Consider the following 11670-nt stretch of genomic DNA (forward strand, 5'->3'; position numbering starts at 1 on the left):
TGTCGCCTTTTTTCGTTGCGGTTTTACCGGAAATTACTTGCCGGCAATCCGGACGCCAGGAGCGAAAATAATCTTTTCGAAGGTCCGGTTGAGGGTCTTGCTGTGGAAGTTGACCATCGGCGGAGAGTCGGGGAACTCGACTTCGTCGCCAACCTTGACCTTGGTTTGCATGACGGCAACCCAAAGTTTCTGGCCCTTTTCCTCTACCTCAAGATAGGTGTATCCGGCAGCGTCCATGGTGGAGACAACCTTTCCCTTATGGCCTGCACCGGCAGGTACTTCGACGGCCTTCAGGCCGGCGTGGGGGTTGGCGCCGCCGTGGACTGCATCACTGGGCATTTGGCCTTGGCCAGGCTGGGCGGGCATGCCGCTCTGCTGCGGTGCTGTAGTCTCAGGGGCTTTCGGCTTCTCCTTGCATCCGGCTGCGGCAAGTGATGCAACTGCAAGAGCGACCAATACTGTCTTTTTCACCTGTGTCCTCCTGTATGGTGTACGTTTCTCAACTGCTGAACAGTACCATAGGTCCCAAATATTTTACAACAGCAAAAAAACCCTTTATTTTCCGATGATGACTTCACCTGTGTCGGTAATGAGTTTGGCGGGAAGCTGGAATAACCGTTTAAAGATTCCGAGCACTCCCTTGGCCATGGACTTGACCGGCACGGCCTTTACGACAGGGTCGCTCCACTTTCCCTTGGCCTCGAAATAGGTGGAGATGAGGTGTTTGTCCTTGCCGGTAAGGATCCAGCCGACGATCGGTATCCGGTTTACCACCTTGTCGACGGTTTGGAGCGGCTGGACCCCCACGGTTGCGTCAATCTCCTCCTTGACGAGGTCAATGGAGCCCACAGCCGAAATATTCATGGCGTTGCTGTCGATGAAGAAGTCTTTTGAAGACACGATCCCATCCCTGAGAGAGAGGGTTGCGTCGATCCGGTTATAGGGCATGCCGTCGGCAACCATATCGGGGAGATGGAATGTGAAGAGTTGCGACACGTTCAGGAGGGAAAATATTTTGGAGAGCACTGAGTACCGCCGCAGTTTGCCGTTTTCGAGATGAAGCTTGACGCTGCCGAGGATGGTTCGCCTCAGTTCATCGGCGGTTTCTCCCTTGGCGGTGACGTCTGCATGAAGCGACAGGGAGCCGGTGATTATTTCATTGTGGAGTCTCAGGTTCAGCGCCTGGACCAAGTCTTCGGCGGAAATTTTATCAGCCTTGAGATTTGCCTGGTAGCGGGTTGGGCCGTTTGAGCCGAAGTCGGCCCTGAAAGTTCCCGCAACCTGGCCACCGAAGGCGCCGCATTCGAAGGGCTGGAGATAGAGGATCCGGTTGTCGAGCATGGCAACCGTATGGAGCTTCCTGAACCGAAATCCTTTGAATTTTCCCTCATCCGCAGTGACCGACGCCTTGATGGTGGCGGTGCCATTCTGGGCCGATGCTTTTGCGCTCCGTTCCAGACCACCAAGAAGGAGGACATCTTCGATATTCAGGAAGGGAGAGGTAACCGTCACGTCGACCCGTGGGCTTTGTAGCCGTTCCACTGTCCCCTTCAGATTCAGGGCAGAATCATTCACCGTGCCGGACAGTGACTTTACCTGGAGGGTGTCTTGGGCAAGGGTGACGGAACCTTGCACCTTCTTGATTTTTAGGCTCTTTCCCTCAGGGGCCTTTAGCCCCAGGTCGGCCACGTCGAGAGCGGGAGCGGAGAATTCGAGAGAGATGGCCGGGTTGTCAAAGTTGGACAGGGTTCCCGTGCCGACGAGGAGGGAGTTCCCCAGCATGGCTGAGAGCCGCGGTGTTTCCAGGTCGGTGCCCTTGAAGCGGATACCACCGTTGATGTTGCGGACGCGCTTGATGCCCCCTGGTGGTTGGAATGCCGCTCCGGCAAGAAGGACATCCCCTGTCCAGTTCAGTCCGCCAATGGTTTCCGCGCTCCCGTTGGCACGGGCCGCAACCTGTATCCTCCCCTGGGGTTGATAGGACTTCACCCGTGGGAGCAGGGGGGCAAGGGGCGCCATCTCGAACTGGTTCGTCCGTATGTCGATATGGTTGGGGACATCTTGCCCCGGCCGATACCGGGTCGACAGGACCAGCGAGAGGGGGGGGAGATTGTATTGGCAGGCAAAGGCGCTCATTCCTGGCTTTGAGAGGCTCATGCTGAAGGAAAGCTGGTTGGCCACTCCAGCCGGCTTGGCGATGACATTGGTTACGTTGTAGCCGGCATTTGCCAGATTCCACTGGCCGGACAGAGTATACGCGGACGTATACCCGGCACCGGTAATGGTTAATGGCGTGTGCCCCGAGAACGAAAGTCCTCCGCCCAGGTGTTTTCCCAAGAGCCAGGCAAGTTCCTGCTGTTGTGGGGTGAATGCTGCGTTGAACGGATAGGACGATGGTGTGTTGAGGGGGTAGTCGGCAATCATTCCGTTCATGGTGAATGGTGACGTACCAAACTTTCCCGACATGTTGCGCAGGATGAAGTTCTTGCCCGACAGCAACAGATCCCCTTTGATGCTGTTGAAGGAGGGGACGCCATTCCCCAGGTCCACGACACCCCCTTCCAGTGCCCGGGCCTTGATGGAGAGGATGTTGTAGTTCTGGTCCTTCTCCATGTGGAGGATCTGGCTCACCCTGCCATCGAGCCGTCCCTCGTCCAACCGGTACGTTCCTGCCTTGATGTACCGTTCGATGAACTGGGATGCATCGTCGGCGATGATGCCGAAGGGGATGTAGTAGAAGAACCTCTCCAGCTTGAAGGGATCGATGACGGCCCGGGCCACGATCCGCGGATCATTGGTGTTGATGTCCCTGATGGCGCAGTTCCCCTTGACCATGAGTCCGTCCATCCGGAAATCGACCGCGGAGACGTCAACCTGGTACCGATCCCGCTTCAACTTGTAGTTCAGTTGCAGGTCGCGAGGGGTGAGAACGGCGTGGAAGACCTTGGGATAGGAAAAGCGAAGCCCGGCGACGTGGACTGTCCCCTTTGAGGTGAAGTCTGCCGCCGTCCCATGGATGGATGCCTTGACATCGAAGAGCCCCGCTAGGGGATCGAAGGGGACGAAGCGGCCATAGTAGGGCCAGTAATGGGCAGCGGAAAGATTCCTGGCCTCGACCTTCGCATCGATGCGCGTTTCCGTCATCGGATGCCCCTCTCGCGGAAGATCTGCCAAGCCGCGGGCGAAAAGCGTCCCGGTGGTCGCTCCCTGTGCCAGGGTGGTTGCTATGGTGAATTCTGTCTCTTTGCCGCGGACGATCCGGTCCAGTTCCAGAGCGGTCTTTTCCAGCCTGGTCACAACTCCATTGGCGGTTGCCGCTTGGTCGGTGAAGGTAATCTTCCCGTCGTGGATACTGATCCCTCTCATCCGGAGGGGAGGAGCCCCTTTTTTTTCTTCCAGCAGGTCGCTGATGTTGAAGGTGCCGTCCCTATTGCGGATTATCTGGATGGTCGGCCGTTCCGCCATGAGCTTTCCGACGACGACTTTCCCTTCAAGGAGTGGCAGGAGCGCAAGACGGAAGCTGACGCGGTCTGCTGTGGCGAACGTTGTCAGGCCGTCCCGTTCCTTGATGACAACCTTGGTAAAGCTGAAGGCAGGGGTAAAGCGGAACGTTACTTCCCCCTTCTCGTACGTGACCTGGCGGTTAAGGCTCTTCTGGACTTCGGCAAGGATCTGGTCCTTGTAGGTGTCGAGTTCATGGAAGTGCGCCAGGAAAAAGATCGCGACCCCGCCGGCAAGGATGCCCAGGATGAGCAGTATGGAGATGAGGAGGGTCTTTGCGCCGCGGGAGATCATGGGAAGTGGACCTTTCGTTTAGTCTGGGCCGCTGGAGAGTATACTCTCCGGCGGCCCGGGGAGGCAACCATCTTCGTGTCATGGGGGAAGGTCGGACACGGTGCTGGTCTGGTTGCATTGACACCCTCCTCTCTGATAGTATGACACGATTTATGAAAATTAAACGCCTCGACATATCCGGCTTCAAATCGTTCGTGGACAAGGTCTCCCTCGACTTCCAGCAGGGGATAACCAGCATCGTTGGCCCCAACGGTTGCGGCAAGTCCAATGTGGTGGATGCCATTCGCTGGGTCATGGGGGAGCAGTCGGCCAAGAACCTCCGTGGCAAATCCATGGAGGATATCATCTTCGGCGGGAGCGAATCCCGCAAACCCCTCGGCATGGCCGAGGTTTCCATGGCTTTCTCCACCGAAGACGGGAGGGTGCCGGCGAAATACCTGAACTACAGCGAAATCCAGGTGACGCGCCGCCTCTACCGCGACGGTGAGAGCGACTACTTCCTCAACAAGACTCCCTGCCGGCTCATGGATATCACCGAGCTCTTCATGGATACCGGTGTCGGTGCCCGGGCCTACTCCATCATCGAGCAGGGGAAGATCGGGATGATCCTCCACTCCAAGCCCGAGGAGAGGCGATTCCTCATCGAAGAGGCGGCCGGAGTCACCAAGTTCAAGGCCAAGAAGCAGGTGGCCCTGAAAAAGATCGATCTCACCCGTCAGAATCTCCTGCGTATCGGCGACATTCTGGCCGAGATCCGGCGGCAGCTCAACTCGCTCCAACGCCAAGTCAAGAAGGCCGAGCGGTTCCGGGAGTACCGGGAGGAACTCCGGGAGATCGAGGTGGCTGCCACGGTCAGGCGCTTCATAGCTCTCGATGCTGCCAAGGAGCAGGTGGAGGAGGCGCTTCGCCAGAGCGTTTCCCGGGCCTCCACCCTGACGGCGGACCTGGAGCAGCGCGAACTGGGGCTCGACGAACGGCGCTTAGCCTTGGTGGAGCGGGAACGGTCCCTGGCCTCAGCTCAGGAAGTGGTTTTTTCCCTCAAGGGGGAGATTCAGGGGCACGAGAGCAGGATCGAGTTCCAGCGCAAGGAACTCGGGGGGCTTGAACGGCAGGAAGAACGGCTTGTGGGAGAGCTTGAGGGGTTGGAGGGCCAGCTTGCAGCGGCTGGTGAAGAACTTGCCCGCCTCGTGGAGCAGAGCGGCACCTATGCTGTCGAGGCGGCGGGAGAAGAAGACACCCTCGCCACCCGTGAGAAAGAACTGGAAGAGATGGCTGCTGCCGAACGGGAGCTCTCCACCGACCTTGAGGAGGTGCGGCGGGAGCTTTTTTCCCTCCTGGCCGAGGTGGCCCAGCTCAACAACCAGCGCACCGCCGCTACTCGGCGCCTGGAAGGGCTTGCCGAACGGGTCGAGCGGAACCGTCGCGAGGGGCTCCTCCTCAATGAGCGGCTCGTGGAATCGTCGGGTCGGGCCACTGAACTCGAGAAGGCCGTTGCAGGACTGGGCGACCAGAAGACTGAGCTTCAGGAGCGCCTGCCGTTGCTCACCCGCCGGGAAACGGAGTTGCGGGAACGACTCGCCGACCTTGACCGGGAGATCGCTTCCCGGCGCGATGAACTGAGCAGGAAATCATCACGCCTCCACTCGCTTCAGGAACTGGAGGCCCAGTTTGCCGGCTACGGCCAGGGGGTCAGGAATCTCCTGCTGGCAGATACGTTCAGGGGGCGCTTCGCCGGCGTCATCGCTGATTTCGTTGAAACCGAGCCCGAGTTCGAGACCGCCCTTGAGGCGGTGCTGGCCGAGCGGCTCCAGTACGTGGTCTGTCCCCAGGAGTCTGATGCCTTCGAGGCGCTCGCGTACCTCTCCGAGAGCGGCGGTGGACGCTGTTCCCTGGTTGCGGGAATCCCCTCCATGCCGGGCAGTGACGCCGCGCCTGACGGAGCGGTACCGATCCTTTCCCACGTCACCATTGCCGAAGGACGAAACCCCGTTGTGGAGCATATCCTGGCGGGCACCTATCTGGTGGGGGACCTTGCGACGGCCTGTTCCCTTTCGCGGCTTCACCCCCACAGTACCTTCGTTACCCTTCGTGGTGACGTTGCTTTTGGCGGCGGGATTGTGAGCGGCGGGTCGACGGAAGCTGCAGGTCCGGGGCTGGTCCACAAGAAACGGGAGATTCGGGAGCTTACCGGCGAGGTGGAGCGTCTCACTGCCGTGCTGGATGATCTCGATGCTACGCGGGGCCGGACACAGCAGGAACGGGCCGGCACCGAGGAGGAGGTGCGGGAGGTGCGCCAGAGCCTCCACCAGACCGATATCCAGCTCGTCAACGCCGAGAAGGATCTCATCCGGGCAAAGGAGGAAGTCCAGCGCGTCGAGGAGCGGCTTGCCGTCACCGGCATGGAGGACGACCAGCTCCGGGAGGAGCGTGAGACCCTTGAAGGTGAGATCGTGGATGCCGATACGCGGAAAGCCGTTCGCGAAGAGAAAAAAGGAACTCTTGAGGCAGAGCTTGAGCGGCTCCAGGAAACCCTCACGGTCAGGAAGCGCGAGATTGACGCAGCCCGTGAGGCGGTCACCACCCTCAAGGTCAGGGGAGCCCAGCTTCGGGAGAAAAAGGAGGCGGCCAGCCGCGCCCTGAAGCGGACCGAAGAACTCCTGTCAGACCTTCAGGCGCGGATTACCCGACATCGGGAAGAGCGGGAGCGGTGCGCTCAGGAGCGGGAGCGGTTGGTTGCTTCTCTTGCCGGCGGTGATGGCGAGCTGAAATCCCTCTTGGCGCGCCACGCCGAAGCAGAAGGTGCCAGCGCGACCTTCAAGCGCGAGTTCGACGGCCAGGCCGAGGCGGTCCGGGTCGAGGAAGGTGCTCTCCGGGAACTCCGTGTCCTTGCCGAGCAGGCGAAAAATGCCGTTGCCACCGATAGACTCAGGCAGTCGGAGCTTACCCTGGAACTCAACCATCTCGTCACATCACTCATGGAGAAGTACCGGCTTGAGATGCTGCCCCTCCTCCCGAAGTATGCCGACACCCCCTTCGACGAGGAAACGGCATCCCAGCGCCAGGAAGAGCTCTCGCGTCTCATCGACGAGATGGGGGAGGTGAACCTAACCGCCATCGAGGAGTACCGGGAACTGGACGAGCGTTTCACTTTCCTGTCGGGCCAGAAGGCCGACTTGGAGGAGTCGCTCCATTCGCTCCAGCAGGCGATCCAGCGGATCAACCGTACCACGCGCAAGCGGTTCCTCGAAACTTTCAATCTTGTGAATGAGAAATTTCAGGAAGTGTTTCCGCGCCTCTTTTGTGGCGGTCGTGCTGAACTCAAGCTTACCAACGAAGAGGACCTTCTGGAGACCGGCATCGATATCATCGTCCAGCCTCCCGGAAAGAAACTCCAGAACGTGACCCTCCTCTCAGGGGGGGAAAAGGCCTTGACCGCCGTGGCGCTCATCTTTTCCATCTTCCTCATCAAGCCGTCACCCTTTTGTCTGCTCGACGAGGTTGATGCTCCCCTCGATGATGCCAATATCGGGCGCTTCAACGACATGGTGCGGGAAATGAGCGAGATTTCCCAGTTCATCATCATCACCCACAACAAGGCGACCATGGCGGTTGCCGACACCCTCTACGGCGTCACCATGGAGGAGCCGGGGGTGTCCAAGATCGTTTCTGTCAAACTGAATTAGAGGAGGTCGACCGGTGTCGTTCAAAGCGATCCTGACCCAGCTGGTGCAGTCCGTTCCCGGAGCCACCGGCGCGATCATTGCCGACTGGGAGGGGGAGACGGTGGATCATGTCGCCCTCAGGGACGACTATGAGTTGAAAATCACCGCGGCCCATCTGGGAATCATTCTGACCCGGATGAAAGAGCTTCAGGGTCGGCTTTCTGCCGATCCCGTCCGTGAGGCGGTTATCACGCTGGCTGACCAGCGCGTGATCCTTGGCCCCATTGGAGACGACTATTTGTTGGTATTGACCCTCGACAGGGAAGCCATCGCCGGGTGGGCAATGGTCAAATTCGAGCACGTGCAGGCTATTTTGCTCAAGGAGATTTACTGATATGGCGGAGGAAAAAAAGGGCTTCATCAAGGGGTTGTGGAACAAGATTGCCGGTGCCGAGGGGGCAGAGGAAAACCCGATTCCCGAGCAGAGGACCGAAGTGGCTGAACATCCTGTTCAGGCCGAGGAGCCGGAGGAGCGCAAGCCGGGGTTGTTCGAGCGCTTGCGCCAAGGGCTCAGCAAGACCCGCGACAGCCTCGTGGGGCGGATCGACCGGCTTGTTCTCGGCAAAAAGGAGATCGATGCTGACACTCTGGAGGAACTCGAAGAGATTCTCATCACCGCCGACATCGGTGTCCAGACCACGGTGGAACTTATCCGGATACTGGAAGAGCGGCTCTCTCGCAATGAATTGAATGATGGTGCGGCTCTTCGTCAGACCCTCAAGGATGAGATTCTCAAACGGTTGAGCCGGGATGTGAGACCCCTCGCCGTTGATTCCGCCTCCCCCTTCGTCATCATGGTCATTGGTGTCAACGGCGTTGGCAAGACGACCACCATTGGCAAACTCGCCGCCCGGTTCTCGCGGGAAGGGAAAAAAGTAGTACTCGCGGCCGGCGATACGTTCCGGGCCGCTGCGGCCGAGCAGCTCGAGATCTGGGGCGAGCGGACCGGGTGCGACGTGGTTCGCCATAAGGAAGGAGCCGATCCCTCCGCCGTGGTCTTTGACGGCATCAAAGCTGCCGTGGCCCGCAAGGCGGACGTCCTCATCGTTGATACGGCAGGGCGGCTCCATACCAAGGTAAACCTCATGGAAGAGCTCAAGAAGGTCCGTCGCATCATGGACCGCGAGATTCCCGGCGCCCCCCACGAAACGCTCTTGGTCCTCGATGCCGCCACTGGCCAGAACGCCCTTTCACAGGCCAAGCTCTTCAAAGAGGCTGCCGAGGTGACCGGCATCGCCCTTACCAAGCTGGATGGCACGGCCAAGGGAGGGATCGTTGCAGCCATTTGCAATGAGTTCCGAATTCCGGTCCGCTATATCGGTGTCGGGGAAGGTGTCGACGACCTTCGGGACTTCGATCCGGCCGAGTTCGTGGATGCACTCTTCCAATAATTGCCTTGACTTCACGGGGGCTCTGCAATAGTATTTTAGGCCAAAAAAGGTATCCCATGGACACAGAACTGTTCACCGATCTCGAACGGCGCGTTGAGACTCTCGTAGAACGATACACCGCCCTTAAGCGGGAGAATGACGTCCTTCGCGAGGAAAACGGTCGGCTCCTGCAGGAGCGGGATGCCGTCAAGTCAAGAATAGACGGTGTTCTGAGGAAGCTCGAAGGGATTTGATGTCCGTGAAGGCTTCGCACCGCATCAGCGTGCTCGGCAAGGAGATTACCGTTAAGAGCTCGGCTTCCTCCGAGCATGTGCGTGAAGTGGAGGCACTCGTTAATCGCAAGCTGGCCGAAGCTCAGGCGTCGGTGCCGGTAGTCGGCGATCCCCAGGTACCAATAATTCTTGCACTAATGAATCTGGCTGAATCATGCCTCTCTCTTTCACGGGAACTTGAGGAAAAGGGACAGGCCGATAAGGAAGTCATGAGTCGGTTGGTCAAACGTATCGACAGCGCTCTTCCCTGAAAGTATAGGCGGTTGTAAGTGGTTTCGCGGTCTCCCCTGGGGAGATTTCATCATAAAGCAGCACGGTTTGGTCTGGAAAGTTCGATCAGTTACGACAGAAATGGCTTTGATGCTGTTTTAAGGCACTATCTGTTTCACTGATAGCAGGCTGCAGAAGTTCATCTGATGCCGAAAGGGTAAGCACGATTGACGTAATGCCGTAACCACACGCCATATTCGATTTACTCTAAAGCATACGCCCCCTCTGTTGCTGGTTGAGCTTTCCTCCCCCCGTCCTCCTGCCGGAGACCCGATTCCGGGACGACTTCCGTCCCACAAAGCTTCTTTTTTATTCAACACAGCTGTTTATAAGGTTCCATGCCCAAGAGAAAGCTTCGGCAATGCATGCTCGATAAACGGCGCACCTTGGCCGCCGAAGAACGGCGCTATTCTGGGCGTCTTATCCAGCAGGCATTTGTTGCGCTTCCTGAGTTTGCTGAGGCCCGCATTGTTGCTCTCTATTCACCTATCGGAGGAGAGGTGGAGACGGGCGAGGTGATGGAGGCCGCCCTTAAGGAAGGAAAGATCGTGATCTTTCCGGTGGTCTGTGGGGATTGCCTCCGCTTTGTCAAGGTTTCAGACCCAAGCGAGATGACCAAGGGAGCGTTCGGGATTGCCGAGCCGTGCCTTACCGGCGAAGCCTACCCCCCGGATGCTGCTGACCTTGTTGTCGTCCCCGGTGTCGCGTTCGATCGCGCCGGAAAACGAATAGGTTTCGGGAAGGGCTACTACGACAGGGCGCTCCATCATCTTGAAGGGAGCGGGAAGCTTGTCGCCTTTTGTTATGACTTCCAGCTTGTGGACGAGATTGTCGCGGAATCCCATGACGTCGCAGTCGATGTCATTATCACCGAGAAGAGAGTTATCACTCTTCACGGTTATCAATAGATCAAGGGAGGTATCAAGACATTGAAGATAGAAATCGCCATTGTCCTAATCCTTGCAGCCGCCGGGCTTGGATACTTTGTGGGAAACATGCTGCGCAAGCGTATTTCCGACACCCTCGTCAGCAAGGCAGAAGAGCTTGCGTCAAAGATTGTCGATGACGCAAAGCGTGAAGCGGAAACGATAACCAAGGAAGCAGAACTCAAGGCCAAGGATGAAGTATTTCAGGCAAAGGCTGAGGCGGAGCGAGATGCCAAGGAGAAGCGCAAGGATCTTCAGGCCCTGGAAAAACGTCTCCAGCAGAAGGAAGAGAATCTCGATAAGAAGATGAACCTCTTTGACCAACGCGACGCTGACCTTACGAAAAAGGATCAGGCGCTTCTTAACCGTGAGCAAGGACTTGTTCAGAAGGAAGAGAGGCTTGACGGTCTCATTGCGGAGCAAAGGGAAAAACTTGAGAGTATTTCCGGCCTTTCGTCTACAGAGGCAAAGAAAATCCTCATGGATGCCATGGAGAGCGAGGCCAAGCTCGATGCCGCCAAGCGGATCAAGGTCATCGAGGAGGAGGCTCGCGAAACGGCCGACAAGAAGTCGAAGGAGATAATGGCCCTGGCCATCCAACGTTACGCGGGCGAGTACGTTGCCGAGCGGTCCGTGTCGGTTGTGGCGCTCCCTTCGGATGAGATGAAAGGGCGGATTATAGGTCGTGAAGGCCGGAATATCAGGGCATTGGAGGCTGCTACCGGTATTGATCTCATCATCGATGACACTCCCGAGGCGGTTATTCTGTCCGGTTTCAACCCGGTTCGCCGCGAAGTGGCAAAGATTGCCCTGGAAAAACTCATCACTGATGGCCGCATTCATCCCGGCCGCATCGAAGAGGTTGTGGCCAAGGCCGAAGAGGAAGTTGAGCAGACTATCAAAGAAGCCGGCGATCAGGCTGCTTTCGACCTTGGTGTGCACGGCATTCACCCTGAAATATTGAAGCTGATCGGTCGCCTCAAGTATCGCACCTCTTACAGCCAGAATGTTTACCAACACTCTCTTGAGGTTGCGTTCCTCTGCGGCATCATGGCTTCCGAGCTTGGTATCAACGTTAAGCAAGCCAAGCGCGCCGGCCTTCTTCACGATTTGGGCAAGGCGGTTGATCACGAGGTCGAGGGATCCCACGCGGTTATTGGCGCGGAGCTTGCGCGCAAGTATGGCGAATCCCCGAAGATCGTTCACGCTATCATGGCCCACCACGAAGACGAGAAGCCCAATACCGTTCTTGCGGTTCTTGTTCAAGCCGCCGATGCTTTGTCCGGTGCCCGCC

The 11670-nt window shown here is 58.0% G+C and carries 9 protein-coding genes (1 of these 9 running past the window's edge); 7 read left to right on the forward strand and 2 right to left on the reverse strand.

Annotation, left to right across the window (positions count from 1 at the left end):
- Positions 1-33 precede the first annotated feature (33 nt).
- On the reverse strand, positions 34-471 hold the full coding sequence (locus GMET_RS05875) for a hypothetical protein (RefSeq protein WP_004513438.1): 438 nt from the start codon (positions 469-471) through the stop codon (positions 34-36).
- Between the two features lie 84 nt (positions 472-555).
- Complete coding sequence (locus GMET_RS05880; RefSeq protein ID WP_004513439.1) at positions 556-3795, reverse strand: AsmA family protein; 3240 nt, start codon at positions 3793-3795, stop codon at positions 556-558.
- A 152-nt stretch (positions 3796-3947) separates the two neighbouring features.
- Here GMET_RS05880 and smc point away from each other — a divergent pair, with 152 nt between their 5' ends.
- From smc to rny, 7 genes are all read left to right on the forward strand, one after another.
- Positions 3948-7478 (forward strand): chromosome segregation protein SMC, encoded by a 3531-nt coding sequence (gene smc / locus GMET_RS05885; protein WP_004513440.1) that lies wholly within the window; start codon positions 3948-3950, stop codon positions 7476-7478.
- A gap of 13 nt (positions 7479-7491) precedes the next feature.
- A complete protein-coding gene (locus GMET_RS05890; protein WP_004513441.1) occupies positions 7492-7851 on the forward strand; it encodes a roadblock/LC7 domain-containing protein in 360 nt (119 codons plus the stop codon).
- Position 7852: 1 nt separating this feature from the next.
- On the forward strand, positions 7853-8908 hold the full coding sequence (ftsY, locus tag GMET_RS05895) for a signal recognition particle-docking protein FtsY (protein WP_004513442.1): 1056 nt from the start codon (positions 7853-7855) through the stop codon (positions 8906-8908).
- Between the two features lie 56 nt (positions 8909-8964).
- Positions 8965-9141, forward strand: a complete 177-nt coding sequence (locus tag GMET_RS05900) for a cell division protein ZapB (protein WP_004513443.1) — start codon at positions 8965-8967, stop codon at positions 9139-9141.
- Positions 9141-9431, forward strand: a complete 291-nt coding sequence (locus GMET_RS05905; protein ID WP_004513444.1) for a cell division protein ZapA — start codon at positions 9141-9143, stop codon at positions 9429-9431. The genes GMET_RS05900 and GMET_RS05905 overlap by 1 nt, the downstream gene beginning before the upstream one ends.
- Before the next feature lie 357 nt (positions 9432-9788).
- Complete coding sequence (locus tag GMET_RS05910; protein ID WP_004513445.1) at positions 9789-10358, forward strand: 5-formyltetrahydrofolate cyclo-ligase; 570 nt, start codon at positions 9789-9791, stop codon at positions 10356-10358.
- Between the two features lie 21 nt (positions 10359-10379).
- Positions 10380-11670, forward strand: partial view of a ribonuclease Y gene (gene rny / locus GMET_RS05915; protein ID WP_004513446.1) — the 5' portion only. 272 nt of this gene lie beyond the right edge of the window; only the first 1291 of its 1563 coding nucleotides appear in the window; its start codon is at positions 10380-10382; the stop codon falls past the right edge of the window.

It is taken from the genome of Geobacter metallireducens GS-15 (genome assembly GCF_000012925.1).
Lineage (GTDB): Bacteria > Desulfobacterota > Desulfuromonadia > Geobacterales > Geobacteraceae > Geobacter > Geobacter metallireducens.